Below are 25,743 nucleotides of genomic sequence, written 5' to 3' on the forward strand. Positions count from 1 at the left end.
TATTTGTTAGTAAGTCGATATATTCGGAAAATCGCCGATATAAATGGAGTTGCGCTGATATATTTAGAAAATCGCCGATATAAATGGAGTTGCGTCGATATATTGGGAGAATCGCTGATATAAACTTAACTACTAGCGTACTTTGTTAGAGAAGGTGTTCAGTGGAATGTTTTTCTAAAATTTGTAAATTAATCTTTACTTGTAATTGGAAAATATTTATAATTTAAGTAAAGATATCTTTACTTTTGAAGGTGGATCCTATGGGTGTGAAAAATAAAATTAAAGAATTAAGAAAGCAAAATCATATAACACAAGTTGAAATGGCAAAGGTGATGCAGGTGACGCGTCAGACGATTGTAGCGATTGAAAATCACCATTACAATCCGAGTCTAGAGTTATCCCTAAAAATCGCCAAATATTTTGGGATGAAGGTGGAAGAAATCTTTACGCTGGAGTAAGGGAAGAAAAAATGGAAAATACTAAAAAGTTGTATATCGATGCGTTTTTTAGATTGTTGTTGGGAGACGTTTTCGTTCGTATTATGAATCCAGCTATACCAATTTTACCGCTCGTAGTTAGTAACGTTTTAGCAATTGTATTTTTGACAGTGTATGTGTATTAAAAAAAGCGTAAGTACATAAAAGAAGAATTTCCAGATATAGATGAGCGAGTAAATGAAAATATAAAAAAGCATGTAAATGTTTCGTTTATCTTCGCATTCATTCTACTTATAGTTTATATTATTGCGAGCAAAGCGATAGGGAGAATTACTATACCTATTTCAGAAATATTCATTGTATGTAGTTTCTTATTTGCCAGTAGTCTCATCGTAGGAGTTATGAAGGGAAAACGAGCATAGGGATAGGAGGAATGAAAATGCAAGATGAGTTTGAGAGATTTCAGTCGGATAAAGCGTTTAAATATGTAGGGTTGTTTTTCACAATTAGTTTAGCCGTGTGGAGTTTGTACAATTTAATCGTTTATGGAAGTGCTGGCATGCCGTTTGTGTTATTTGTACTAGGGCAGTTTGTTTATTTCTTTGTGAACTATTGGCCGAAGTGGAAATATAGAAATAGTAAAGGTGCTGATCGTGTATGAGTATGGCATCGAAGAATGTGTTAACAACAAGAAATAATAGATAGAAAAAGGGGAACTGGGATGGGATTACCGGTGTTATGTGTCGCTACAGCTATTTTTGCTTTGTTTTGGGGAATGCAGAATTTCTCTCATAATCCAGTACCAAGTATTTGTATTATGCTTGGTACTGTAGGTTTATCATATTATTTATTAGTTTCAGCTCATTACCATAAAACAGCAACAAGTGTTGTTGTTGGAGCACTTATTTTATTTTGTGGGCGCGCTGTACAAAAAGGATTATTTCCGTAAAAGCTGTTTATACAATGAGTATAAACAGCTTTTTGTATTTTTTTTACAAAAGTCTTGAAAGTTACGTAACGTCATCTTTTATAATGAAGGGGAAGAGGTGATGGTAGTGATTTCAATACAAGAATTGACGAGAGAGACAGGGGTAACAGTACGTACATTACGTTATTATGATCAAATAGATTTATTAAAGCCGAGCGGGAAAACAGAAGGCGGGCATCGTTTATATAGTGAAGCTGACGTAATACGTCTCCAACAAATTTTATTTTTAAAGGAAATGGGATTTTCACTAAAAGAGTCTGCGAATATGTTAGTAAAAGGTGAGCTTAACTTAAAGGATTCGCTTGAAAAACAACTTCGGTTTGTACAGGAAGAACAAAAGAAATTCAATCGAATGGAGCGCGTTTTACAAGCAGTTGTTTATTCGGTGGATGTGGAGGGAGAGCTCGATTGGAAAGTTATGTTTGAACTGATCCAGCTTTCGAAACAGTCTTCTCGTATACGTGAAATATTTCAAAATGAAGTATTTTCAAAGGAAGAACAAAAGTTGCTTCATAATTTGCCAAATATGAGTGAAGAAGATCCGAATGTTTTAGAATGGGTGGATTTATTAAAGCAATTACGCACTTTTATGAAAGACGGTAAAGAAACTGCAAGTGATGAGGTGCAAGGGGCAATGAAGAGATTAATGCAGAAGTGTTTAGAAATGGCCAATGGTGATGAAGCGTTTTTAGATAAGTTATGGGAAGTTAGAAAATCGAAGGAAGATTCACAGAAAATGAGCATGTATCCAATCGAAGAAGAATTTTTATTATATATGGATGAAGCTTTTCGTATATATGATGAAAAGGAGAAGGATAAATGAGTATACTCGCAGAATATCGTTGGTACTTTTTAATTGGGGCAGAGATTGTATTTTGGTTATCGGCTATCGGTTTCTTTTTACTCCGTTATGGATTCCGTTTGAAGAAGGCAAGCTTTATTATGGGGATTGTACTACTCGTAAATGAAGTGTTCATTTTAACCTTAGGGGTAGTGGACTATTATCAAACAGGGAAGTTTTCTAACTTTCAGATTATTACCGTAATCATTTTATTGTATGCGGTCTTCTACGGGAAAAAGGATTTGAAGAAGCTTGATATATTTGTGCAAAAGTTAGCTGCGAAATGGCGGAATGAACCAGCGCCTGTTATTGAAGAACATATAGAATTAACAGGTATGGCCTATGCAAAGCAGGAAATAAAAAATTGGGTATTACATCTTGTTTTATTCGTTGTTGTGCATACTTTCTTTTTCTTCGCGTATGGGTTTATTCCATTTGAACAATGGGACAATTGGTTAGAGTCAGGAATCGTTTTAAATAAAACTGCGAGTCGAGTGAGCCAAGTGTGGGCACTTATATTTTTAATTGATACAGCGATTTCATTTTCATATGTTCTTTTCCCGAAGAAGGAGAAAGGAAAAGAGAAGCTACTTTCGTAGAGGAAAGTAGCTTTTGCAGTATACAAATAATTCTTATAGGAGAGGATGACAATAGGAAAAAGAAGTGGTTGTATATGCCTACTTCTCTTTAGTTTAGTAGCATGCTCACAACCTAACATTACAATTGATAAGAAGAATGATGTCATTGTAAAGGAAGCAGTAACTTCTAATCTAGATAAATTTGAAAAGTTCGTTTTGAATGTGGAACAAGGGGAAGTTGATAAAATAAGAATTGTACATTATACACATGAAGGTGATCCGGTTTTTCAAACGTTAGAGTATAGTGGAACAGATATAATTCATATGTTAGATAATAGGCAAGATCGATTTGCTGGTAATCATACAGATATAGATGAAGATAGTTGTAAAAGGATTGTTAAAGAGCAGCGTGAATTACAAACGGCTTATAGGTTAATAGACTGTGTGAATGAAAATGGGCGCAATGGATATGATTTATTATATGTACCTAAAAAATAGAGTTAGTAGAGGAAGGAAGTTTTGACTCCTTCCTTTTTCTATGTATATATTGTCGAAAATTTTACCGAATATCTGTTCGTTTTTTTAGGTTTTTTATGGGCATTCGTGGTAAAATAATAATACAGATTTTTATGAGGAGGTCGGATTTTACTTGGAACATCAATTTGAAATTATCTCAGCGTATTCCCCGCAAGGTGATCAGCCGGTAGCTATAGAGAAGCTTGTAGAGGGACTTAATAGTGGAAAGAAAAAGCAAGTGTTGCTTGGAGCGACAGGGACGGGTAAGACATTTACGATTTCAAATGTCATTAAAGAAGTACAGAAGCCAACACTTGTGATGGCTCATAATAAAACGTTAGCAGGACAATTATATAGTGAGCTGAAAGATTTTTTTCCGAATAATGCAGTTGAATATTTTGTTAGTTATTACGATTATTATCAACCAGAAGCGTATGTGCCGCAAACGGATACTTTTATAGAAAAGGATGCGCAAATTAATGATGAAATCGATAAATTGCGTCACTCAGCAACGTCTGCATTATTTGAACGGGACGATGTAATTATCGTTGCGAGTGTTTCGTGTATATATGGTTTAGGTTCTCCGGAAGAATACCGCGAGTTAGTTGTTTCACTTCGAGTTGGTATGGAAAAGGACCGCAATCAATTGCTTCGTGAACTTGTTGATGTACAGTACGGACGTAATGATATTGATTTCAAGCGTGGGACATTCCGTGTGCGCGGAGATGTAGTTGAAATCTTCCCGGCATCACTTGACGAGCATTGTATTCGAATTGAATTTTTCGGTGATGAAATCGATCGTATTCGTGAAGTAAATGCGTTAACAGGTGAAGTATTAGCAGAACGTGATCATGTAGCAATCTTCCCAGCATCTCACTTCGTTACACGTGAAGAAAAAATGAAGGTTGCTATTGAAAATATAGAAAAAGAATTAGAAGAGCGTTTAAAAGAATTAAATGATAATGGTAAGTTGTTAGAAGCGCAGCGTATAGAGCAACGTACACGTTATGATCTAGAAATGATGCGCGAGATGGGCTTTTGTTCAGGGATTGAAAACTATTCTCGTCATTTAACACTTCGTCCAGCGGGTGCAACGCCGTATACGTTATTAGACTATTTCCCGAAGGATTTCTTAATTGTTATGGATGAGTCGCACGTATCAGTGCCGCAAGTAAGAGCAATGTATAACGGGGACCAAGCACGTAAGCAAGTACTTGTGGATCATGGATTCCGTCTGCCATCAGCTTTAGATAATAGACCGCTCACGTTTGATGAGTTTGAAGAGAAAACGAATCAAGTTATTTACGTTTCGGCAACGCCAGGACCGTACGAGTTAGAGCAATCACCAGAAGTAATAGAACAAATTATTCGTCCAACAGGGCTTTTAGATCCACCAATTGATATACGACCAATTGAAGGTCAAATTGACGATTTATTAGGAGAAATTCAAGATCGTATTGCAAAAAATGAACGTGTATTAATTACGACTTTAACGAAAAAAATGTCAGAGGATTTAACGGATTACTTAAAAGATGTAGGAATTAAAGTGAACTATCTTCACTCTGAAATTAAAACGTTAGAACGTATTGAAATTATCCGTGACCTTCGCCTTGGTAAGTTTGATGTACTTGTCGGTATTAACTTATTACGAGAAGGATTAGATATTCCAGAAGTATCACTTGTAGCTATTTTAGATGCAGATAAGGAAGGATTCTTGCGTTCAGAACGTTCGTTAATTCAAACGATTGGTCGTGCGGCGCGTAATGAAAACGGCCGCGTTATTATGTACGCAGATCGCATAACGAGATCGATGGGAATTGCAATTGAAGAAACGCAGCGTCGTCGTACTATACAAGAAGCTTACAATGAAGAGCATGGTATCACGCCGAAAACGATTCAAAAAGGCGTTCGTGATGTAATCCGTGCAACGACAGCGGCCGAAGAACCGGAAACATATGAAGCAACTCCTGCTAAGAAGATGACGAAGAAAGAACGTGAGAAAACAATCGCTAAGATCGAAGCAGAGATGAAAGAAGCAGCAAAAGCGTTAGACTTCGAGCGTGCAGCTGAATTAAGAGATTTACTATTAGAATTAAAAGCGGAAGGGTGAAAAGAGTGAGCATGAGCAAGGATTTTATCGTTGTAAAAGGTGCTAGAGCACATAACTTAAAAAATATTGATGTAACCATTCCGAGAAATCAGCTTGTTGTTGTAACGGGATTGTCTGGTTCAGGGAAATCATCATTAGCGTTTGATACAATTTATGCAGAAGGGCAGCGCAGATACGTAGAATCGTTATCTGCGTATGCACGCCAATTTTTAGGACAAATGGATAAACCGGATGTCGATACGATTGAAGGGTTGTCACCAGCGATTTCGATTGATCAAAAAACAACGAGTCGTAATCCACGTTCAACTGTCGGGACAGTGACGGAGATTTATGATTATTTACGTTTATTATTCGCACGAATTGGTACGCCGATTTGCCCAAATCACGGAATTGAAATTACATCACAAACAGTGGAACAGATGGTAGATCGTGTTCTTGAATATCCTGAACGTACGAAATTACAAGTGTTAGCTCCTATCGTGTCAGGACGTAAAGGTGCACATGTGAAAGTACTTGAAGATATTAAGAAGCAAGGTTATGTTCGTGTACGTGTTGATGGTGAAATGCTAGATGTGTCAGAAGAGATTACGTTAGATAAAAATAAGAAGCATTCCATAGAAGTTGTAATTGACCGTATTGTTGTAAAAGAAGGAATTGCAAGCCGTCTTGCTGATTCACTTGAAAGTGCATTAAAGCTTGGCGGGGGACGAGTGTTAATCGATGTTATGGGAGAAGAGGAACTTCTATTTAGTGAACATCATGCATGTCCGCATTGTGGTTTTTCAATTGGTGAATTAGAGCCACGTATGTTCTCATTCAACAGTCCGTTCGGTGCATGTCCTTCTTGTGATGGACTTGGCTCAAAGTTAGAGGTAGATTTAGAGCTTGTCATTCCGAACTGGGATTTAACATTAAATGAACATGCGATTGCTCCTTGGGAACCGACAAGTTCACAATATTACCCACAACTTTTACAATCTGTGTGTACTCATTACGGCGTTGACATGGATATGCCTGTGAAAGATATACCGAAAGATTTATTTGATAAAGTGTTGTACGGGAGCGGTGAAGAGAAAGTTTATTTCCGCTATGTAAATGAATTTGGTCAAGTAAAGGAAAATGAGATTTTATTTGAAGGTGTTATTCCGAATATAGAGCGTCGTTATCGTGAGACGAGTTCTGATTATGTTCGTGAACAAATGGAGAAATATATGGCGGAGCAAGCTTGTCCGAAGTGTAAAGGTGGACGCTTAAAGCCTGAGAGTTTAGCTGTTTTCGTTGGTGATAAAACGATTGCTGACGTAACGAAATATTCTGTTCAAGAAGTACAGGAATTCTTCTCAAATGTTGAGTTAACGGAGAAACAACAAAAAATTGCTCATTTAATTTTAAGAGAAATTCAAGAACGTGTAGGTTTCTTAGTAAACGTTGGCTTAGATTATTTAACGTTAAGTCGTGCGGCTGGTACTTTATCAGGTGGTGAGGCACAACGTATTCGCCTAGCAACACAAATTGGTTCTCGACTCACTGGCGTACTTTACATCCTTGATGAGCCTTCTATCGGTTTACATCAGCGCGATAATGATCGTCTTATTCGTACATTGCAGGAAATGCGTGACTTAGGAAATACGTTAATTGTTGTTGAGCATGATGAAGATACGATGATGGCTGCTGATTATTTACTTGATATCGGACCTGGTGCAGGTATTCATGGTGGTCAAGTTGTATCAGCAGGTACACCAGCTGAAGTTATGCAAGATGAGAATTCGTTAACAGGAAAATATTTAAGCGGTAAAGAGTTTATTCCAGTTCCACTTGAAAGACGTAAAGGTGACGGACGTAAAGTGGAGATTGTCGGTGCAAAAGAGAATAACTTAAAGAATGCGAAGATGTCATTCCCACTTGGTACATTTGTAGCGGTAACGGGTGTATCTGGATCAGGTAAAAGTACGATGATTAATGAAGTACTATATAAATCGTTAGCGCAAAAGTTATATAAAGCGAAAGCGAAGCCAGGTACTCATAAAGAGATTAAAGGTCTTGAGCATTTAGATAAAGTAATTGATATTGATCAATCGCCAATCGGTCGTACACCACGTTCTAACCCAGCGACGTATACAGGTGTATTCGATGATATTCGTGATGTGTTTGCTCAAACGAATGAAGCGAAAGTGCGCGGATATCAAAAAGGACGTTTTAGCTTTAATGTGAAAGGCGGACGTTGTGAAGCGTGCCGTGGTGATGGAATTATTAAAATCGAAATGCACTTCTTACCAGACGTATACGTGCCGTGTGAAGTTTGTCATGGTAAACGTTACAACCGTGAAACGTTAGAAGTGAAATATAAAGATAAGAACATTTCTGAAGTATTAGGAATGACAATTGAAGATGGGGTAGAGTTCTTCGCTAATATCCCAAAAATTAAGCGTAAACTTCAAACGCTTGTAGACGTTGGGCTAGGTTATATGAAATTAGGACAGCCGGCAACGACGTTATCAGGTGGTGAAGCACAGCGCGTGAAATTAGCCTCTGAATTACACCGTCGTTCTACAGGGCGTACGTTATACATTTTAGACGAACCAACGACGGGTTTACATGCACATGATATTGCACGTCTTCTAGAAGTGTTGCAACGTCTTGTAGAGAGTGGTGAGACGGTACTTGTAATTGAACATAATTTAGATGTGATTAAAACAGCTGATTATATCGTTGACCTTGGACCAGAGGGCGGGGACAAAGGTGGACAAATCGTCGCTTCTGGAACGCCAGAGCAAGTAGTAAAAGAAGAACGCTCGTATACAGGTAAGTATTTAAAAGAGATTTTAAATCGTGATAAAGCAAGAATGAAAGAGAAAATAAAAGAAGTAGAATTATCGCAATAAGTTTATTCATGAAAACCGAGTGGAAATGAAGCTCGGTTTTTATTTTATAGGGGGAGAAGATGGAGTTTTTAGAAGGGTTAAAGAAGAAAAGTGTGAAGGTAAGAGAGTTTCAGAAATGGGGTGTATATTTTCGGAAACGCTGGGAGGACCATTTTGCAAATCATTTAAGTGATGAAGAAAAAGAAGACATTTTCCTTTATGGAGATAAGTATGGCTGTGGGTATCTTTGGCACATATTTAGTTATGAGAAGAAGAAGTGTTTAGAGGGGAAAGAAGCGGAGAACGCGTTTCATAATGAAGTGAAAAAGGAGTGCTATATCTTCTATCAACACTGTAATGATGTACTACTAATAAAAGATGCGAGTTTATTAAGTATGGATGATATATTACGTGAAACAGATGATATGTATAAAGGTGATATATATATTGTAGATAAAGATTTCACTTGGACTTTTGTAAAAACTCATGAACATAGATGGTGTGGTTCTTATTTTACTAGGAGATGTTAGTAGGTATACAAGCATGAAGGGTAGAATAAGTTGATATAAGTGTTTGTATGATACTTGCGTTTATTGTCTATTAGCGTATGATGAAATATATATGTCAAAAGGATGTGTAAGAAAATGAGATGGATTGTATCACTTCTTGTAAATAGCGTTGTGTTAATCGCTGTATCGGGACTTTTAAAAGGGATTGCACCAGACGCGTTTTACGTAGCAAATATACAAACTGCAATTATTGCGAGTATTATATTGGCGGTTTTAAATGTGTTTGTAAAACCATTTTTAATTTTAATTACGCTACCAATTACTGTTGTAACGTTCGGGTTCTTCTTAATTGTTATTAATGCGATTACGTTAAAAATAACAGATTCATTATTAGGAGATGCTTTTAATATAACAGGGTTTGGCGTAGCAATTATTGCGGCAATTTGTATTTCTATTTTTAATATGATAATTGAAAAGGCAATTGTTGAACCGTTATATGAAAAAAAGAGAAAATGACAAAAAGAAAAACATTTCATCATTCGTATGAAATGTTTTTTTCTATTTATGAGAAACCGTATTTCTTGTTTCCAGAAAAAAATGGTACAATATCCGGTAGAATGGAATTTTACATCAAACGAGACTGAACCCGCAGCGGAGTGGAGGTTTATACATATGCCAAAAGTAAGGACAAAAGATTTAATTGAACAATTTCAATTGGAGTTAATAAGTGGTGAAGAAGGAATTCATCGTCCGATTGATACAAGTGATTTATCACGACCTGGAATTGAAATGGCAGGATTCTTTACATATTATCCAGCTGATCGCGTGCAGCTTCTTGGAAAAACGGAGCTTACGTTCTTTGATACGTTAACGACAGAGCAAAAACAAGAGAGAATGAAAGCGCTTTGTACCGAGGAGACGCCATGTATTATTATAACTCGTAATCAAGATGTACCAGATGAGTTATTACAAGCATCACGTGAATCAGGCATGCCTTTATTACGTTCTTCTCAAACGACAACGAGATTATCAAGTCGTTTAACAAATTATTTAGAAGGTAAGTTAGCACCAACAACTGCTGTTCATGGTGTATTAGTGGATATTTACGGTGTTGGTGTTTTAATTACAGGTCAAAGTGGTGTTGGTAAAAGTGAGACAGCTCTTGAACTTGTGAAGCGTGGCCATCGCCTTGTTGCGGATGATAGTGTAGAAATTCGCCAAGAAGATGAAGACACATTAGTAGGAAGCTCACCAGATTTAATTGAGCATTTATTAGAAATTCGTGGTCTAGGTATCATTAACGTTATGACGTTATTTGGTGCAGGGGCAGTGCGAAATTATAAGCGTATTACACTTGTTATTAATCTTGAAATTTGGGATCAAAAGAAAAATTATGATCGCTTAGGTCTTGATGAAGAGAAGATGAAGATTATTGATACAGAACTTACGAAGATTACACTTCCAGTTCGTCCTGGCCGAAACTTGGCTGTTATTATTGAAGTAGCAGCGATGAACTTCCGTTTGAAACGTATGGGAGTCAATGCGGCACAACAGTTTTCTGAACGATTAATGAGTGCGATTGAGTTAGGGAATCAGGAGTAAACTTTGGAGAGGGAGGTCATACATATGCTGTTAGGTTCTGTACCACAGCTTGACCGCGTAGCCATCCAACTTGGGCCGTTTCCTGTTTATTGGTATGGGATTATTATCGGTACAGGTGTGCTATTAGGTCTTTGGCTAGCAACTCGTGAGGGAGAAAGGCTAGGTATTCCAAAAGATACATTTGTTGACCTTGTATTAATTGCAGTACCGATCGCTATTCTATTTGCGAGAATGTACTATGTTATTTTTGAATGGGAATATTACGCGCAAAATCCGAGTCAAATTATTAATATTCGTCAAGGTGGCTTGGCGATTCATGGTGGTTTAATCGGGGCTGTTATTACAGGTATTCTTTTTGCAAAACGACGCGGGCTTTCATTCTGGAAGTTGGCGGATATTGCTGCGCCGAGTATTTTATTAGGACAAGCAATTGGCCGATGGGGAAACTTTATGAACCAAGAGGCGCATGGTGATGAAGTAACGAGACAGTTTTTAGAAGGTCTTCATTTACCAGATTTCATTATTAATCAAATGTATATCGAGGGTGTGTATTATCACCCGACGTTTTTATATGAATCATTATGGAATTTTGCAGGTGTCATTTTATTACTCGCACTACGAAAAGTGAATCTACGACGCGGGGAATTATTCTTTACATATTTAATTTGGTATTCAGTAGGGCGCTTCTTCGTAGAAGGCTTACGTACAGATAGTTTAATGCTAGGACCACTTCGTATTGCACAAGTAATGTCAATTGGACTTGTTGTTATTTCTATTATTTTCATTATTGTGAGACGAAAAATGGGGCAAGCTGATAAAAGATATTCAGAAAATTAGAGACAAGTAGCATCTTATTATAAGATGCTGCTTCTTTCATATTCAGGAAAGCGAAAGGACTAGGGCGATGCAAATAAATACAGTGTTATTTGATTTAGATGGAACTTTAATTAATACAAACGAACTTATTATTTCTTCTTTTTTACACACTTTAAATACATATTATCCAGATCAATATAAGCGTGAAGATGTGCTGCCATTTATCGGTCCATCTTTGCATGATACTTTCAGCAAGATTGATGAAAATAAAGTTGAAGAGATGATTACATGTTATCGTCAATTTAACCATGAGCATCATGATGAATTAGTAGAAGAATATGAAACTGTATACGAAACAGTTCAAGAGTTGAAAAAACAAGGTTATAAAGTTGGTATTGTTACAACGAAAGCGAGACAAACCGTTGAGATGGGATTAAAGTTGTCAAAGCTTGATGAGTTTTTTGATGTTGTCGTGACAATTGATGATGTGGAACATGTGAAGCCACATCCAGAACCACTTCAAAAAGCGCTCGAGTTATTAAATGCGAAACCAGGAGAAACAGTGATGGTTGGGGATAATCACCATGATATTGTCGGCGGACAAAATGCGGGTACGAAAACAGCTGCGGTTTCATGGACGTTGAAAGGTAGAGCGTATCTAGAATCTTACAAACCAGACTTTATGCTAGATAAAATGAGTGATTTACTGCCGATTTTGTCCGGTATTAACCGATCATAAGTAGAGGAGAGGATTAAGTGCGACGGACAACGCGCTATCCTGTTTCAGGAGAGAATTCATTATGGAATGTGTATAAAACCGTGTCTTTTTGGAAGGTAATGAAAAACTTTATTATTATTCAAATTGCACGTTACACACCATTTTTATCTGTGAAGAATTGGTTATATCGTACGTTTTTAGGAATGAAAGTAGGAGAAAAAACATCATTTGCACTTATGGTTATGCCCGATATTATGTTTCCCGAAAAAATCACTGTGGGTGACAATTCAATTATCGGATACAATACAACGCTTTTAGCACATGAATATTTGATTCGTGAATATCGACTTGGAGAGATTGTCATAGGAAATGAAGTGATGATTGGAGCGAACACGACAATCTTACCGGGGGTAAGGATTGGAGATAGCGCCATTGTTTCGGCTGGAACACTTGTCCATAAAGATGTACCGAGCGGCGCTTTCGTAGGTGGAAATCCAATGCGTATTATTTATACGAAAGAGGAAATGGCGGCTCGAGAAGGTTGATGCTAAAAATGTAACATTTCTTTTCTTTTTTTATGAATAAAAAGGAAATAATTGAGTATAATATACTGTTTTGTTTTTTACGGAATCGTTTATACTTATAGATAGAAGAATGTGTGAGCGAAGAAAACAAAAAACTGGAGGATATATGGGGAAAAATCAAAGGATATATAAGGAGAACGGACAAGTTATCTCTTTTAACCAATTAGCGGACTTCTTTTATAAAAAAGGGATGAGGGCTTACAAAGGGCAAAAATTGCAAGATGCAATTAAATATTTTCGAAGAGCGGCACAAAGCGAGAAGGAGCCGTTTATTTTATGCCAATTAGCAATAGCGTTATCTGAGGCTGGTGAATACCAAGAGTCGAATCAGATATTTCTAAAGCTTGCTAGATCCAACCCTGAACTTGAACAATGCTATTATTTTATTGCAAATAATTATGCATATATGGGTTTATTTCAACAAGCGAAGAAGTATGCGGATCGATATTTAGAAGTTGCGAAAGAGAAGGAATTTGTAGAAGATACATTAGAATTGCTTGAGATTATGGAAGAAGAAGCAATGGGTGCGGAAGAGATTGAGGATGAAGATGATTTAATTGTTATGCAAGAAGAGGCAAATCGTTATATTCGTAATGGACAATTAGAAGAAGCAATTGCTACATTAGAAATTGTTACGAAAGATTATCCGGAATTTTGGTCGGGTCATAATAATTTAGCCATCGCACATTTTCAATCTGGTAATGTAGACAAAGCGTTGAAATTAACGGAAATGATTTTAGAGAAAAATCCTGGTAATATACATGCGCTTTGTAATACGCTTATTTTTCTATATTCAATTGGGGAACATAAACAAGTAGAAGCATTAGCGGGACAGCTAGTTTCAGTATATCCGATTTCATTTGAACATCGTTTGAAACTTGGAACGACCCTTGCAACAATTGGTTATTTCGAGCATGCATATAAGTGGTTCAAAGTATTAAAGCGTCAAGGATATGAGGGAGACGTAAGTTTTTATTATTGGTTTGCGTATTCTGCGTATATGGTGAAAAATCAGCAAGTAGCTGAAAAAATGTGGCAACATGTAGTAGAATTGCACCCTGATAAAAAAGGAAAAGAGCCGTGGAACGCACTAAATTTAGCGGATGAAGGGCAAAACGTGTTGTTTGAAGAATTACAAAAGTCATTTCAGCAAAGTGCGACGCTAGAGGAGCAAATGCTAGCTTTATATTTAATGAATGAATTGTCAACACCAGAGAAGGTCGGCTTCTTTTTTGATGTAACACAAGTGAAAAATGGTGTTCCAATTGTATCGCAACTTGCAAAGTATTTCTTTTTACTTAATAGTCATAAAGGTATTCCTGCTGATTTACAGCAATTTGAACAATGCGCGCGAATCGCGGACGCATTATATAATTATACGAAAAAGGACGATGAACTAATCGAAGAGTGTTTACACTTTTGGTTTTGTACGTTCATACGTTTATATACATCCGGGTCTGTTTTTACAAACGTGTACGGTTGGTCGGCGGCAATTGAATATATTGTGCGCGGCGAACAAGGAAATAAAATGACACAGTCGGAGCTTGGAGATGTATATAATGTATCTGTAGCGACTGTTCGAAAATATGTGCAAGCTGTTAAGCGTACGCACACATAGTATAAGCAAATCATTGGGAAAAAAATGATGCTAACAGTATAATGAGGGTAACTTAATTGTGTAGGAATGGATAGGAGTGAATGGTGTGTCAGAAGAAAAAATTTATGATGTCATTATTATTGGTGCAGGACCAGCTGGTATGACAGCTGCAGTATATACATCTCGTGCGAATTTAAGCACATTAATGCTTGAGCGTGGTATTCCAGGTGGCCAAATGGCAAACACAGAAGATGTAGAAAATTATCCAGGTTATGAGTCTATTTTAGGACCAGACTTATCAAATAAAATGTTCGAGCATGCGAAGAAATTTGGTGCTGAATATGCATATGGTGATGTGAAAGCAGTCATCGATGGTAAAGAATATAAAACAATTATTGCTGGTAAAAAAGAATATAAAGCACGTGCAATTATCGTTGCAAGCGGTGCAGAATATAAAAAAATTGGTGTGCCAGGTGAAACAGAGCTTGGCGGCCGCGGTGTATCATATTGTGCAGTATGTGATGGGGCATTCTTTAAAGGAAAAGAACTTGTTGTTATTGGAGGCGGAGATTCAGCTGTTGAAGAGGGTGTGTTCTTAACGCGCTTCGCATCAAAAGTAACAATCGTTCACCGTCGTGACACTCTTCGTGCACAGAAAATTTTACAAGATCGTGCATTCCAAAACGAGAAAGTGGATTTCATTTGGAATCACACTATAAAAGAAATTAATGATGCAAATGGTAAAGTAGGAAGTGTAACACTTGTAGACGTAAATAGTGGAGAAGAGAAAGAAGTAAAAACTGATGGCGTTTTCGTATACATCGGTATGTTACCTTTATCAAAACCATTTGTTGAACTAGGTATTACAAATGAAAATGGTTACCTTGAAACGAACGAGCGTATGGAAACGAAAGTTCCTGGTATTTTCGCAGCAGGTGATGTTCGTGAAAAAATGCTTCGTCAAATTGTAACGGCAACAGGTGACGGTAGTATTGCTGCACAAAGTGCACAACATTACGTAGAAGAATTATTAGAGGAATTAAAAACTGTAACAGAAAAATAAGGGGTAATACTCCTTTTGAGAAGAAAGCTACCGATAGGAGCTTTCTTTTTTTATGTAAAAATGTCAAAGTTTTGTCAAAAACAATTAGGATTATAAGCTTTCTTATTGATATACTGGACTTTACGGAAAAAATCACTATAAGAAATGAGGAATTTATTCAGTATGGAATGGCGTAATATATATCGTGGATTTTGTATGGGAGTTAGTGATTTAATTCCTGGTGTGAGCGGCGGTACAATCGCTGTAGTGTTAGGGATTTATGAACAATTGCTTGCGGCAATTAGCGGGTTCTTTAGTCGTGAATGGAAAAAACATTTAGGATTTTTAATTCCCCTTGCAGCTGGTGTGGCGGCAGCGTTTTTAACGTTAAGTCACGTTATTAAATATTTACTTGCAAATCATTATGAACCGACTCAATTTTTCTTCCTCGGTTTAATTATTAGTATATTACCGATGTTAATGAGAGAAGCTGATGCAAAGGCGACGTTTAAAGGTAAGCACATCGCTTTATTAATAATTGCAGCTATTCTTGTTGCGATAACAGCGTTCTTTAAGCCAGATAAGGCAGCAGATCCAATTACGACGTTAACAATTTTAAATGCAATCGGTTTATTTTTCGCAGGATGGATGGCTAGTATGGCTATGCTCCTTCCTGGAATTAGCGGATCGTTTATTTTATTAATTATTGGTGTTTATCCAACGGCAATTAACGCTTTAACTACACTTAATTTACCATTAATTATGGTTATTGGTGCTGGTGTTATGGTCGGATTTGTTGTAAGTAGTAAAGGAATTAGCTTTTTATTAGATCGTTATAAAAATATGACATTTGCAGTAATTATTGGACTTGTTATCGGTTCGATTGTAATTGTTTTCCCTGGTATTCCAACTGGCGGATTTTCAATTGTAAGTTCGATCATTACCTTCATTTTAGGATTTACGATTGTTACTTATTTCGGTAAGAAATAAAGAATGTAATCCCCTTAGCGATAAAAATCGTTAAGGGGATTTTTATGTGTGATTCATTGTAATTGCAAGCATTTAGATTGCTTGTTATAGAAAGCTTTTTTACAATTGTTGAGGACTATGTGTTTAGCGAAAGAGGACTGGCTCCTTCGTTGTAGCAAACTGTTTTTGATAGTATAATGAAATGAGTATGCAGTGATAAATTTTGCTGCAAGTAGCTGAGGTGAAGAAACATGCAAAGAGTGACAAACTGTGTGTTAATTAGAGATAATGAAGTACTCTTACTCCAAAAACCTCGCCGAAATTGGTGGGTTGCACCAGGCGGGAAGATGGAGCGTGGTGAGACAGTAAGAGATTCCGTTGTTCGCGAGTATCGTGAAGAAACAGGTATTTATTTAAAGAACCCAGCGTTAAAAGGGGTCTTCACCTTTGTCATCCAAGAAGGTGATAAAGTTGTTTCTGAATGGATGATGTTCTCCTTTTTAGCGACAGATTTTGCAGGAGAAAACAAACTAGAGAGCGAAGAAGGCATCATTGGTTGGCATACATTTGATAAGATTGATGATTTAGCAATGGCGCCAGGAGATTATCACATTATTGATTATTTAATTAAAGGGAATGGTATAATCTACGGTACATTTGTATATACCCCAGATTTTGAGCTGCTTTCATATCGATTAGATCCGAGTTAAATTGCCAAGGAGAGGATACGATGACAGAGAATAATGATATAAAAATGGTGATTATTACAGGAATGTCTGGAGCCGGAAAAACAGTAGCTTTACAAAGTTTTGAAGATTTAGGATATTTTTGTGTAGATAATTTACCGCCGATGTTATTGCCGAAGTTTATTGAGCTTATGTCGGATTCAAAAGGGAAAATGAATAAAGTAGCGCTTGGCGTTGATTTACGTGGCCGAGAGTTTTTCGAACATTTATGGGGAGCGCTTGATGATTTATCAGAACGTACATGGATTATTCCTCATATTTTATTTTTAGATGCGAAAGATAGTACGCTTGTAACTCGTTATAAAGAAACGAGACGTTCGCATCCGCTTGCGCCGACTGGTTTGCCGTTAAAGGGAATCGAAGCGGAGCGTAGTTTATTAACAGATATGAAGGCACGAGCGAATATTGTGCTTGATACATCGGATTTAAAACCGAAAGAATTACGTGAAAAAATTGTTCATTTGTTTTCTACTGAAACTGAGCAAGCATTTCGTGTAAATGTTATGTCCTTTGGATTTAAGTACGGTATTCCAATTGATGCAGATTTAGTATTTGATGTTCGTTTTTTACCAAATCCATATTACATTCCACATATGAAGCCATTAACAGGACTAGATGAAGAAGTTTCGTCGTATGTACTGAAATTTAATGAGACACATAAGTTTTTAGAGAAACTGATAGATCTCATTACTTTCATGCTGCCTCATTATAAAAGAGAAGGCAAAAGTCAACTTGTAATTGCAATTGGATGTACAGGTGGACAGCATCGTTCTGTTACGCTTACAGAGTACCTTGGGAAACATTTGAAACCAGAGTATAGCGTTCATGTATCTCATCGTGATGTGGAGAAGAGAAAGGGCCATTAGGGGATGAAAAAAGAGAGAAAACCTAAAATTGTCATCATGGGAGGAGGAACTGGACTCTCTGTTTTATTAAGAGGATTAAAGCAATATCCTGTTGATATTACAGCAGTTGTTACAATCGCTGATGATGGTGGCAGTTCAGGTAGATTACGTGATGAGCTAGAAATTCCACCCCCAGGTGACATTCGTAACGTACTTGTTGCACTGTCGGATGTAGAGCCTCTGGTGGAAGCTTTATTTCAGCATCGTTTCACAACGGGAGACGGACTGAAAGGTCATGCGTTAGGAAATCTGTTATTGGCAGGTATGACCTCGATTACAGGAGACTTTTTCCATGCAATTACAGAAACGAGTAAAGTATTAAATGTCAGAGGACGTGTATTACCAGCAGCGAATCAAAGTGCAGTACTGCATGCGGAACTAGAGGATGGAGAAATTGTAACAGGTGAATCAAAGATTCCGTATTTCGGAAAGAAGATTAACCGTGTCTTTTTAACTCCAGAAGATGTAGAGCCGTTACATGAAACGTTAGCTGAGATTAAACGAGCTGATTTACTTGTTTTCGGTCCAGGAAGTTTGTATACGAGTATATTGCCGAATTTAGTTGTTAATAAAATTGGGGACGCTGTTCTTGCTGCAAAAGCAAAGAAGGTATATGTATGTAATGTTATGACACAAGCGGGTGAAACGATGGGGTATACTGCGTTTGATCATGTGCAGGCGTTACATGATCATTTAGGGCAACCATTTATCGATACTGCAATTGTAAATAATCGTGATATTCCTTGTGAATTACGCAAGTTATACGAGGAAGAAATGTCGACACCAGTTGTAGTGGATGAAGAGCGTTTTACTGAAAATAATATTGATGTCATTCAAGATAGATTAGCGAAGTATGATGAGCGTGTTGTAAGGCATGATACGTTAAAGTTAGCTTCTATTTTATATTCACTGTTATAAATGTGCGTTACCTCGTTTTGAGGTAACGCTCCTCATTCATATAGGACAAGATTTTTGTTCCATAATAATCGTATAAGGAGGTGTTGACTGTGTCATTTGCATCGGAAACAAAGAAAGAGTTGACGAATCTTGAGGTGAAGGAATGCTGTGAGAAAGTAGAATTATCAGCATTACTTCGAATGAACGGGTCGCTTTCTTTTTCAAATCGTCGTCTATCTATCGATATTCAAACGGAAAATGCGGCAATTGCAAGAAGGATTTATACGCTTTTGAAAAAAGGATATGACGTAACGGTAGAATTACTTGTTCGTAAAAAAATGCGATTGAAGAAAAATAATGTATATATTGTGCGGCTTGTTGAGAAGTCTCGTGAAATATTAGCAGATCTCCATATTGTCCGGGACGACTTTTCATTTATTCGAAATATATCACAAGAATTAATTGAGAAGAAATGTTGTAAACGATCGTATTTACGAGGTGCATTTTTAGCAGGTGGTTCAGTAAATAACCCAGAAACATCATCTTATCATTTAGAGATCTTTTCGTTATATAAGGAACATAATGATGCTATATGTGAACTGATGAACGGATTTGATTTAAATAGTAAGACGTTGGAAAGAAGAAAAGGGTACATTACGTATTTGAAAGAAGCAGAAAAAATTACGGAATTTTTAAATATTATAGGTGCTCATAACGCACTTTTAAGATTTGAAGATATTCGAATTGTTCGTGATATGCGTAATTCAGTGAATCGACTAGTGAACTGCGAAACAGCTAATTTAAATAAAACAATTGGTGCAGCGCTAAGGCAGATTGAAAATATCCGCTATATTGATGAGTCAGTTGGTCTAGATATTTTGCCAGATAAACTAAGAGAAATTGCGCAACTACGAAGAGATTATCAAGATGTAACATTGAAAGAGTTAGGTGAGATGGTATCCGGGGGGAAAATTAGTAAATCGGGTATTAATCATCGTTTGCGTAAAATCGATGATATTGCAGAGAAATTACGCGCGGGGGAAACGATAGCAAAAAAATAAGAGGTTAAAGGGGAAATGGAGCTGTGGTTCAAAAACAGGTTAAAGTTTCATTAAAAAACGGCTTGCAAGCACGTCCGGCTGCGTTGTTTGTACAAGAGGCAAATCGCTTTCATGCAGATATCTTTATCGAGAAAGATGGAAAGACAGTAAATGCAAAGAGCATAATGGGGATTATGAGCTTAGCAATCGGAACTGGTAGCATGATAACAATTACAACAGAAGGTTCAGATGCAGAAGAGGCTTTAGAAGCATTAGCTGCATATGTACAATAAAATGGCTATCGCGCATGTGCGATAGCTTTTTTGTTTTTGCTGTTTACTTAAGGGGAGTTTGCGGGATAGGGGGTATGTAGCTGGTTTGTCCTTGTCGTAGATTGTCGGTAAATCGATATGTTGTGTCGAACCGTTGATATATTAAAAAAATCGTTGATATAATTTGAGTTTTGTTCGATATAATTGAAAAATCGTTGATATATTTAGGGGAATACCAGGATGGGTATACAGACGGAGGGCATGATAATAAAAAAGCGCCCTGTAATAGGGCGCTTCTGCTTTTAAGTGTATCCAGCTCCAGCGGCTAGAATCTCCGGTCGCTTCGCCCCTTCATTCGAGGCAAAAAGCGCCTCTCGGAATCAGGGGCTCCATCGCCCTGCGATTCTGAACGAGCCGCTTCCGCTTTAAATCTATTAACGATTTGTAAAGATCTTATCAATTAAGCCGTATTCTAAAGCTCTTTCTGCTGTCATGAAGTTGTCGCGGTCTGTGTCGCGTTGTAGTACTTCAAGTGGTTGACCTGTGCGGTCAGCAAGAATTTGGTTTAATTTTTCACGTAAGAATAGGATACGTTTTGCAGCGATTTCGATTTCAGTCGCTTGACCTTGTGCTCCGCCAAGTGGTTGGTGAATCATTACTTCACTGTTAGGAAGAGCGAAACGTTTTCCTTTTTCACCTGCTGCAAGTAAGAATGCACCCATAGATGCAGCCATACCGATACAGATTGTTGATACTTGTGGTTTAATAAACTGCATTGTATCGTAAATTGCCATACCTGCTGTGATAGAACCACCAGGGCTATTGATGTAGATGTGAATATCTTTTTCTGGATCTTGAGATTCCAAGAATAAAAGCTGGGAAACAATTGAGTTAGCTACGTTGTCATCAATTGCACTACCAAGCATAATGATGCGGTCTTTTAATAGTCGAGAGTAAATATCGTAAGCGCGTTCTCCACGATTTGTTTGTTCAATTACTGTAGGAATTAAATTCATCTGTTATTTCCTCCTTCTAAAGCTTTCTTAGTCTTATAATACAATTATGGTCAATAAAGGTCAAACGAAACCACTTTAAATCAAAAAAATATGTAGTTGTACCATGAAATATTCGCTATGTTTTTGAAATTCCCTGCTTATGTATCTTCAACATCATAACCGAATTACATAAATTTAAACGTCATGAAAACTGTAGAAAAAAAGAAAAGAACGCCTTTTGATTGAAGCGTTCTTTCGATATTTATTCTTTTAAAAGATAGGTTACTCTATTTAAAATCTTTTCGATTTGTTTCGCGTTTTTACTATACATTTCGCTTGCTGATTTCGATTTTGTTTCTAAAGAAAATAGCTCAAGATCAGCATGACATTTTTTTAAAGATGCCAATAATAAAGGTTTGTTTTGAGGAGAAGGCATTTGGAGTTTGTCATTATAAATGTCGATAGTAAGTTGCCCGTACGAGTCAACTTGACCGAGAAAAACATTTTCAATGACAACGCCGAGCTTTTCTAATTCTGAATGTAGCCAAGCGCGGTTATGCCCGCTTGATGACAGAGGTTCATCTAGTACATTTCCATCCATAATAACAGTTTGTGGTTCCTTCTCGTTTGGTACTTTTAAACCTACGTCTTTTGCTGTAAGTGGTTGGCGATCTTTCTTTAATAATACATTTAATTCACCGCTCGGTTCTAGTACAGCAAATTCAACATCCGCTACGCTGAATGCATTTTTTCCTCGGAGTAGTTCAAGTAATTCGTCACTTGTATATTTTTCTTTCTTTAAGTTATCTTCAAGTATTTTTCCATCTTTTATTAATACGGTAGACTTCCCTTCAAAAAAATCTCGAGCTGTTTTGTTCTTTAAAGAGAGGATTCCTGTGAAAAAGGGTACCGCAGCAAAAATGAGTATCGCAAAGACGCCATGGAAAAACTTTTGATCGAGCCCTGTAGATACTTGGGCAGCGATGTCACCAATCGTCATTCCAGCTATGTATTCAAAAAAGGAAAGTTGGGAGATTTGTCTTTTCCCTAACCATTTTGTAATAGCGAATAACATGATTAATATAAAAACAGAACGGAGAATGACAAGTGTCCATTCAGGTAGGTGAGACATAGCGATTTCCTCCAGTCTGCTTAAAACCCTTTATATTGAGGTTCTTCACGTTCTAATATTGAAACTCTATCCTTAACATCAGCGATGACGCTGTCCATTTCTAACATACATTCATGAAATACGCGTTTTGATTCTTCATCCTGTGAATTTAATGAAAGGGAACTTAAACTTGCTTGAGCACCCCTTAAACTAGCAAGACAAGTTTTTACGCTAGCGATAACAGTCATGCAAACACCTCTTATCCTTTCGGTTTAAATAGTAATGCTCCAATGAAGCCGAAAATAATCGCTGCGGATACACCTGCGCTCGTTACTTTAAACATACCAGTAATTACGCCGACGATTCCATGTTTTGCAGCTTCTTCCATCGCGCCGTGAACGAGGGCGTTTCCGAAACTTGTAATAGGTACAGTTGCCCCAGCTCCGGCGAAATCGATTAGTGGTTCATACAAATTGAATCCGTCTAATATAGCTCCAGCAACAACGAGTGTTGCCATTGTATGAGCTGGTGTTAGTTTGCCGACATCAAACATAAGTTGTCCAATTACACATATAAGTCCACCGATTACAAAAGCCCAGAAGAAAATCATTGCGTTGCACCTCCAAATTCAATCGAAACGGCGTGGGCGATACACGGAATCGTTTCTTCTTGTTGGAATGTAAGTGGAGATAGTAAAGCGCCTGTCGCAACGACAAGTATTTTTTTGAATTCTCCTCTTTTCATTCGGTTTAATAAGTGACCGTATACGACTGTCGCTGAACAGCCTGGACCACTTCCGCCGGCTATTACAGGTTGACCTTCTCTATAAATGAGTAGTCCGCAGTCTTGAAATTGTTCACTCGTTACTTTTGTCCCATGTTTATGTAGTAAGTCATAAGCAATTTCGCGTCCAACATGTCCGAGGTCGCCTGTTACGATTAAATCATAGTGAGATGCATCAAGATTTCTTTCTCTTAAATGAGCTTCAATTGTATCGACAGCAGCAGGGGCCATTGCACCTCCCATATTAAATGGATCAGTTAATCCCATATCAACAATGCGCCCAATTGTGGCGGAAGTTACTCTTGGGCCATGTCCTGTATCGCTTAAAATAGCTGCGCCCGCACCAGTTACTGTCCACTGGGCCGTAGGAGGTTTTTGACCACCATATTCAGTTGGATAACGAAATTGTTTTTCCACGGCAGCGTTATGGCTTGAAGCTCCAGTTAATAAATATTTTGCGCCTTTTGCATTTACGATACTTGCACCGAGCGCTAAACCTTCCATAGAAGTAGAGCAAGCGCCAAATAATCCGAGATAAGGTGTGCCAAGTGTGCGGCATGCAAAGCTAGTAGGCGTAATTTGGTTAATTAAATCTCCAGCGAGAACGAATTGAATATCATCTTTCCTAAGTCTCGCTTTTTCTGTAGCACGGCTACAAGCTTCTTCAAACAAAATTTTATGTGCTTTTTCGTAGGAATCTTGTCCGAGCCATAAATCTCCATGGAGGGTATCGAAGTCTTCAGGGATTTTTCCCTTTGCCTCAAAGGGGCCACCGATTACACCTGTTGAAATAATAACTGGTTTGTTTTCGAATACCCATGTTCGGTGTCCTTGTAACATTTATAACCCTCCCCATTGAACGAGAATCGTTTTAATAAGTGCGATGACGAAAGCGGAAAATACGCCAAATAAGATGACTGATCCTGCTAGTTTAAACATGTTACCACCAACGCCGAGAACGAATCCTTCTGTACGGTGTTCAATACATGCGGCAATAACAGAATTACCAAATCCAGTGACGGGAACTGCGGTACCAGCACCAGCAAATTGTCCAAGGCGATCGTAGACGCCAAATCCCGTAAGTAGCATGGAGATAAAAATAAGAGTTGCAACGGTAGGGTTCCCGGCAGAGCGCTCAGTGAAATCAAAATACGTAATATAAAAGGTAGAAATCAGTTGGCCTATTAGACAAATGAATCCGCCGACGAAAAAAGCTTTTATACAATTTTTTAAAACGGGGCGCTTCGGTTCGCGCTGTTGTTCGAATTTTTTATATTCTTGTTGTACAGGTGTTAAGTTTTTATCTTTACTAGACATTTGAATCCTTCCTTCTCTATTAGAAAGCTTAAATATTAGATCCCATTTCTGATTGAATGAGCTTCAATTGTTTTTTGATGCCGTCGTTACTTACTTTCTTTTTCTTAATTTTGTTTTCAAGTTCTTCTATGAGCATAAAGATCTTTTTGTCTGTACTTACATGAATATCAAAAGTAGGATTTTCATCACTTAGTTTCTTTTTTAATTTACTTCGTAAAGGTTTTAAACCAAATCTTTCGTGATGTTCAGGTTTGATGGCTATGTAAAGATCTAAATTTGTATTAACTGCGGTAGCTTCTATAATTCCCTCCATAGCAAGAGCTCTTTTCTTAGCGTCTTGCGATATAGATTGATTAAAGGATTCTGTACTCATTTTTGTTAATTTAGGACCTTTTTTCTCATCTGCTCGCTTCGCTTCTTCTTTCTTTACCTTTTTATCTAACGGGCTATTATCACATCCGGTAAGTGAACCGAATAGCAGCATAAATAACGCGGTTATGATTCCGAGTTTTCGCATTATAATCATTCCATTTCTATCTGCATTATGTAATGTGAGAAAAAGGATGATTGCATATCACCCTTTTTCTCACATTGTGTACCATTAGATAAAATGGTACTTTCGGTTATTGCTGTGAATATTGTGGTTCTTCTTGTTGGACTTCTTCAACGCGTGGGTTTAAAGAATCAATAATAGTTTGCGTTTGCTCTGCAGCTGTTTGGAAAAGTTGCTTTGCTTGTTGGTTATCCGTATCAAGAGCGAATCCCTCTAAGCTAGCTTGTGCACTTTTTAATCCAGAAACAGTTTGCTTTAGTTTTGTAATTACAGTCATTGAATGAAGCCCCCTTTGGAATATCAATTCAAAGATTATAATTTGTGAGTTGAGGTGAATTTATGATTGGAAAATTTAGGTGTATTACACGTGTGGATTACAATTTTATAATGAATATGTAAGGGTAAGCGATAGTGGAAAAAACTTTTTCTCCTAGAATAAAGAGCGTAAAGCAAGTTAAAAGGATATGTTAAGGAGAGTGAAATGGGTTTAATTGGAGTTTTTATATTAGTTATTGGTGTGGCAAGCTTTTCTCATAATGAGGTGACTGATACATATAATCCGCTTGTGAAAGAAGACTTTGTATATGTAAAAGCGAAAGAATCCGGCCGATTATCCACAGTTGGAGAGGTAGCTGGAGACTATAAATTTACTGGTTAATCCGCTTCGGGTGAAGAAAGAGATGTTAAGTTTTATGCGCCGCGTGGACTTAGAGAAGGGGCATATGTAAAGGTTAAAACAAAAGGTAAATATATTGAAACATACCAAGAAGTACAGCCAAATGAAATTCCAAAAGGGATTAAAAAGAAATTAGATAAATAAGATGGTTAAGAATTGCCTCCTAAATGTAGAAATTAGGGGGCGTTTTTATGCAGGAAAAAGCGTACGTACAATGTGCTATCAAAGAGTTTTTATTGATTTAAATGGTTTTTATTGCTATTATTATGAAGAGAAAATG

At 37.3% G+C, this 25,743-nt stretch carries 31 protein-coding genes and 2 pseudogenes; 25 read left to right on the top strand and 8 right to left on the bottom strand.

Annotated features, from left to right (window positions below; translation table 11 throughout):
* Positions 1-260 precede the first annotated feature (260 nt).
* The 23 genes and pseudogenes from JDS95_RS16870 (at position 261) to JDS95_RS16980 (ending at position 20,049) form a co-directional block, all read left to right on the top strand.
* Positions 261-458 (top strand): helix-turn-helix transcriptional regulator, encoded by a 198-nt coding sequence (locus JDS95_RS16870; protein ID WP_000538369.1) that lies wholly within the window; start codon positions 261-263, stop codon positions 456-458.
* 11 nt (positions 459-469) lie between these two features.
* A pseudogene (locus JDS95_RS31150) lies at positions 470-859 on the top strand (hypothetical protein).
* 17 nt (positions 860-876) lie between these two features.
* Positions 877-1,098 (top strand): hypothetical protein, encoded by a 222-nt coding sequence (locus tag JDS95_RS16880; RefSeq protein WP_001150204.1) that lies wholly within the window; start codon positions 877-879, stop codon positions 1,096-1,098.
* 60 nt (positions 1,099-1,158) lie between these two features.
* The gene (locus JDS95_RS16885) at positions 1,159-1,386 is read left to right on the top strand and encodes a hypothetical protein (protein ID WP_000524119.1); all 228 of its coding nucleotides are present in this window, start codon (positions 1,159-1,161) and stop codon (positions 1,384-1,386) included.
* Positions 1,387-1,486: 100 nt separating this feature from the next.
* Positions 1,487-2,248, top strand: coding sequence for a MerR family transcriptional regulator (locus JDS95_RS16890; protein WP_000260340.1), 762 nt, complete (start codon positions 1,487-1,489; stop codon positions 2,246-2,248).
* The gene (locus tag JDS95_RS16895) at positions 2,245-2,865 is read left to right on the top strand and encodes a hypothetical protein (RefSeq protein WP_000025212.1); all 621 of its coding nucleotides are present in this window, start codon (positions 2,245-2,247) and stop codon (positions 2,863-2,865) included. Before JDS95_RS16890 ends, JDS95_RS16895 begins: the two co-directional genes overlap by 4 nt.
* Before the next feature lie 45 nt (positions 2,866-2,910).
* Entirely contained in the window at positions 2,911-3,342 is a 432-nt protein-coding gene (locus tag JDS95_RS16900; protein WP_199690694.1) for a DUF4362 domain-containing protein, read from the top strand.
* Between the two features lie 151 nt (positions 3,343-3,493).
* Complete coding sequence (uvrB, locus tag JDS95_RS16905; protein WP_000401005.1) at positions 3,494-5,470, top strand: excinuclease ABC subunit B; 1,977 nt, start codon at positions 3,494-3,496, stop codon at positions 5,468-5,470.
* A gap of 11 nt (positions 5,471-5,481) precedes the next feature.
* Positions 5,482-8,352, top strand: coding sequence for an excinuclease ABC subunit UvrA (gene uvrA, locus JDS95_RS16910; protein ID WP_000030987.1), 2,871 nt, complete (start codon positions 5,482-5,484; stop codon positions 8,350-8,352).
* Between the two features lie 59 nt (positions 8,353-8,411).
* Positions 8,412-8,861 (top strand): DUF4275 family protein, encoded by a 450-nt coding sequence (locus JDS95_RS16915; RefSeq protein WP_000394727.1) that lies wholly within the window; start codon positions 8,412-8,414, stop codon positions 8,859-8,861.
* A gap of 114 nt (positions 8,862-8,975) precedes the next feature.
* Positions 8,976-9,356, top strand: coding sequence for a phage holin family protein (locus tag JDS95_RS16920; RefSeq protein ID WP_001267312.1), 381 nt, complete (start codon positions 8,976-8,978; stop codon positions 9,354-9,356).
* A gap of 156 nt (positions 9,357-9,512) precedes the next feature.
* Complete coding sequence (gene hprK / locus JDS95_RS16925) at positions 9,513-10,442, top strand: HPr(Ser) kinase/phosphatase (protein ID WP_001127251.1); 930 nt, start codon at positions 9,513-9,515, stop codon at positions 10,440-10,442.
* Positions 10,443-10,466: 24 nt separating this feature from the next.
* Positions 10,467-11,279, top strand: coding sequence for a prolipoprotein diacylglyceryl transferase (lgt, locus tag JDS95_RS16930; protein ID WP_000924230.1), 813 nt, complete (start codon positions 10,467-10,469; stop codon positions 11,277-11,279).
* A 67-nt stretch (positions 11,280-11,346) separates the two neighbouring features.
* Entirely contained in the window at positions 11,347-11,997 is a 651-nt protein-coding gene (gene ppaX / locus JDS95_RS16935; protein WP_001166732.1) for a pyrophosphatase PpaX, read from the top strand.
* A 17-nt stretch (positions 11,998-12,014) separates the two neighbouring features.
* Positions 12,015-12,521, top strand: a complete 507-nt coding sequence (locus JDS95_RS16940) for an acyltransferase (RefSeq protein WP_001255056.1) — start codon at positions 12,015-12,017, stop codon at positions 12,519-12,521.
* A 145-nt stretch (positions 12,522-12,666) separates the two neighbouring features.
* Positions 12,667-14,178, top strand: coding sequence for a tetratricopeptide repeat protein (locus JDS95_RS16945; protein ID WP_000517711.1), 1,512 nt, complete (start codon positions 12,667-12,669; stop codon positions 14,176-14,178).
* Positions 14,179-14,263: 85 nt separating this feature from the next.
* A complete protein-coding gene (gene trxB / locus JDS95_RS16950; RefSeq protein WP_001288066.1) occupies positions 14,264-15,220 on the top strand; it encodes a thioredoxin-disulfide reductase in 957 nt (318 codons plus the stop codon).
* Positions 15,221-15,382: 162 nt separating this feature from the next.
* On the top strand, positions 15,383-16,189 hold the full coding sequence (locus JDS95_RS16955; protein WP_000455191.1) for a DUF368 domain-containing protein: 807 nt from the start codon (positions 15,383-15,385) through the stop codon (positions 16,187-16,189).
* A 230-nt stretch (positions 16,190-16,419) separates the two neighbouring features.
* Positions 16,420-16,878, top strand: a complete 459-nt coding sequence (locus tag JDS95_RS16960; RefSeq protein ID WP_001190080.1) for an NUDIX hydrolase — start codon at positions 16,420-16,422, stop codon at positions 16,876-16,878.
* Positions 16,879-16,898: 20 nt separating this feature from the next.
* Positions 16,899-17,780 (top strand): RNase adapter RapZ, encoded by an 882-nt coding sequence (gene rapZ / locus JDS95_RS16965; protein WP_000138467.1) that lies wholly within the window; start codon positions 16,899-16,901, stop codon positions 17,778-17,780.
* Positions 17,781-17,783: 3 nt separating this feature from the next.
* On the top strand, positions 17,784-18,737 hold the full coding sequence (locus JDS95_RS16970; protein WP_000712174.1) for a gluconeogenesis factor YvcK family protein: 954 nt from the start codon (positions 17,784-17,786) through the stop codon (positions 18,735-18,737).
* A gap of 89 nt (positions 18,738-18,826) precedes the next feature.
* On the top strand, positions 18,827-19,777 hold the full coding sequence (whiA, locus tag JDS95_RS16975) for a DNA-binding protein WhiA (protein ID WP_000006570.1): 951 nt from the start codon (positions 18,827-18,829) through the stop codon (positions 19,775-19,777).
* A 23-nt stretch (positions 19,778-19,800) separates the two neighbouring features.
* Entirely contained in the window at positions 19,801-20,049 is a 249-nt protein-coding gene (locus JDS95_RS16980; protein ID WP_000250298.1) for an HPr family phosphocarrier protein, read from the top strand.
* Between the two features lie 413 nt (positions 20,050-20,462).
* Here JDS95_RS16980 and clpP read toward each other — a convergent pair whose 3' ends face one another.
* The 8 genes from clpP to JDS95_RS17020 form a co-directional block, all read right to left on the bottom strand.
* Entirely contained in the window at positions 20,463-21,044 is a 582-nt protein-coding gene (clpP, locus tag JDS95_RS16985) for an ATP-dependent Clp endopeptidase proteolytic subunit ClpP (protein WP_001049156.1), read from the bottom strand.
* Positions 21,045-21,285: 241 nt separating this feature from the next.
* Positions 21,286-22,155, bottom strand: coding sequence for a DUF421 domain-containing protein (locus JDS95_RS16990; RefSeq protein ID WP_000018941.1), 870 nt, complete (start codon positions 22,153-22,155; stop codon positions 21,286-21,288).
* A gap of 20 nt (positions 22,156-22,175) precedes the next feature.
* A complete protein-coding gene (locus JDS95_RS16995) occupies positions 22,176-22,382 on the bottom strand; it encodes a DUF1657 domain-containing protein (protein WP_199690695.1) in 207 nt (68 codons plus the stop codon).
* An 11-nt stretch (positions 22,383-22,393) separates the two neighbouring features.
* Positions 22,394-22,744: a stage V sporulation protein AE gene (gene spoVAE / locus JDS95_RS17000; protein ID WP_000575919.1), complete on the bottom strand. Its 351-nt coding sequence runs from the start codon at positions 22,742-22,744 to the stop codon at positions 22,394-22,396.
* Positions 22,741-23,757: a stage V sporulation protein AD gene (spoVAD, locus tag JDS95_RS17005; protein WP_000938949.1), complete on the bottom strand. Its 1,017-nt coding sequence runs from the start codon at positions 23,755-23,757 to the stop codon at positions 22,741-22,743. Before spoVAD ends, spoVAE begins: the two co-directional genes overlap by 4 nt.
* Positions 23,758-24,234: a stage V sporulation protein AC gene (spoVAC, locus tag JDS95_RS17010; RefSeq protein ID WP_000095411.1), complete on the bottom strand. Its 477-nt coding sequence runs from the start codon at positions 24,232-24,234 to the stop codon at positions 23,758-23,760.
* Between the two features lie 28 nt (positions 24,235-24,262).
* Positions 24,263-24,751, bottom strand: coding sequence for a YhcN/YlaJ family sporulation lipoprotein (locus tag JDS95_RS17015; RefSeq protein WP_001228527.1), 489 nt, complete (start codon positions 24,749-24,751; stop codon positions 24,263-24,265).
* A gap of 106 nt (positions 24,752-24,857) precedes the next feature.
* The gene (locus JDS95_RS17020; protein WP_000216160.1) at positions 24,858-25,064 is read right to left on the bottom strand and encodes a DUF1657 domain-containing protein; all 207 of its coding nucleotides are present in this window, start codon (positions 25,062-25,064) and stop codon (positions 24,858-24,860) included.
* Positions 25,065-25,268: 204 nt separating this feature from the next.
* On the opposite strand from JDS95_RS17020, the gene JDS95_RS31155 reads away from it, so the two are divergent.
* Positions 25,269-25,445, top strand: coding sequence for a hypothetical protein (locus tag JDS95_RS31155; protein ID WP_000522891.1), 177 nt, complete (start codon positions 25,269-25,271; stop codon positions 25,443-25,445).
* A gap of 15 nt (positions 25,446-25,460) precedes the next feature.
* Positions 25,461-25,607: pseudogene (locus tag JDS95_RS31160) on the top strand (YxeA family protein); the annotation flags it as partial.
* Positions 25,608-25,743: the final 136 nt, after the last annotated feature.

It is taken from the genome of Bacillus cereus group sp. N24, assembly GCF_016483345.1.
Lineage (GTDB): Bacteria > Bacillota > Bacilli > Bacillales > Bacillaceae_G > Bacillus_A > Bacillus_A toyonensis.

Excerpts from the sequence above, each read along its gene's own strand:
- JDS95_RS17015 (WP_001228527.1), bottom strand. The coding sequence starts at position 24,751 with ATGCGAAAACTCGGAATCATAACCGCGTTATTTATGCTGCTATTCGGT.
- JDS95_RS31155 (WP_000522891.1), top strand. The coding sequence starts at position 25,269 with ATGGGTTTAATTGGAGTTTTTATATTAGTTATTGGTGTGGCAAGCTTT.
- lgt (WP_000924230.1), top strand. The coding sequence starts at position 10,467 with ATGCTGTTAGGTTCTGTACCACAGCTTGACCGCGTAGCCATCCAACTT.
- spoVAD (WP_000938949.1), bottom strand. The coding sequence starts at position 23,757 with ATGTTACAAGGACACCGAACATGGGTATTCGAAAACAAACCAGTTATT.
- JDS95_RS16895 (WP_000025212.1), top strand. The coding sequence starts at position 2,245 with ATGAGTATACTCGCAGAATATCGTTGGTACTTTTTAATTGGGGCAGAG.
- rapZ (WP_000138467.1), top strand. The coding sequence starts at position 16,899 with ATGACAGAGAATAATGATATAAAAATGGTGATTATTACAGGAATGTCT.
- JDS95_RS16885 (WP_000524119.1), top strand. The coding sequence starts at position 1,159 with ATGGGATTACCGGTGTTATGTGTCGCTACAGCTATTTTTGCTTTGTTT.
- spoVAE (WP_000575919.1), bottom strand. The coding sequence starts at position 22,744 with ATGATTTTCTTCTGGGCTTTTGTAATCGGTGGACTTATATGTGTAATT.
- ppaX (WP_001166732.1), top strand. The coding sequence starts at position 11,347 with ATGCAAATAAATACAGTGTTATTTGATTTAGATGGAACTTTAATTAAT.
- JDS95_RS16960 (WP_001190080.1), top strand. The coding sequence starts at position 16,420 with ATGCAAAGAGTGACAAACTGTGTGTTAATTAGAGATAATGAAGTACTC.
- JDS95_RS16900 (WP_199690694.1), top strand. The coding sequence starts at position 2,911 with ATGACAATAGGAAAAAGAAGTGGTTGTATATGCCTACTTCTCTTTAGT.
- JDS95_RS16995 (WP_199690695.1), bottom strand. The coding sequence starts at position 22,382 with ATGACTGTTATCGCTAGCGTAAAAACTTGTCTTGCTAGTTTAAGGGGT.
- JDS95_RS16945 (WP_000517711.1), top strand. The coding sequence starts at position 12,667 with ATGGGGAAAAATCAAAGGATATATAAGGAGAACGGACAAGTTATCTCT.
- uvrA (WP_000030987.1), top strand. The coding sequence starts at position 5,482 with ATGAGCAAGGATTTTATCGTTGTAAAAGGTGCTAGAGCACATAACTTA.
- hprK (WP_001127251.1), top strand. The coding sequence starts at position 9,513 with ATGCCAAAAGTAAGGACAAAAGATTTAATTGAACAATTTCAATTGGAG.
- JDS95_RS16920 (WP_001267312.1), top strand. The coding sequence starts at position 8,976 with ATGAGATGGATTGTATCACTTCTTGTAAATAGCGTTGTGTTAATCGCT.
- JDS95_RS16990 (WP_000018941.1), bottom strand. The coding sequence starts at position 22,155 with ATGTCTCACCTACCTGAATGGACACTTGTCATTCTCCGTTCTGTTTTT.
- spoVAC (WP_000095411.1), bottom strand. The coding sequence starts at position 24,234 with ATGTCTAGTAAAGATAAAAACTTAACACCTGTACAACAAGAATATAAA.
- JDS95_RS16890 (WP_000260340.1), top strand. The coding sequence starts at position 1,487 with ATGGTAGTGATTTCAATACAAGAATTGACGAGAGAGACAGGGGTAACA.
- JDS95_RS16970 (WP_000712174.1), top strand. The coding sequence starts at position 17,784 with ATGAAAAAAGAGAGAAAACCTAAAATTGTCATCATGGGAGGAGGAACT.
- clpP (WP_001049156.1), bottom strand. The coding sequence starts at position 21,044 with ATGAATTTAATTCCTACAGTAATTGAACAAACAAATCGTGGAGAACGC.
- JDS95_RS16955 (WP_000455191.1), top strand. The coding sequence starts at position 15,383 with ATGGAATGGCGTAATATATATCGTGGATTTTGTATGGGAGTTAGTGAT.
- JDS95_RS16870 (WP_000538369.1), top strand. The coding sequence starts at position 261 with ATGGGTGTGAAAAATAAAATTAAAGAATTAAGAAAGCAAAATCATATA.
- JDS95_RS16915 (WP_000394727.1), top strand. The coding sequence starts at position 8,412 with ATGGAGTTTTTAGAAGGGTTAAAGAAGAAAAGTGTGAAGGTAAGAGAG.
- JDS95_RS16880 (WP_001150204.1), top strand. The coding sequence starts at position 877 with ATGCAAGATGAGTTTGAGAGATTTCAGTCGGATAAAGCGTTTAAATAT.
- JDS95_RS17020 (WP_000216160.1), bottom strand. The coding sequence starts at position 25,064 with ATGACTGTAATTACAAAACTAAAGCAAACTGTTTCTGGATTAAAAAGT.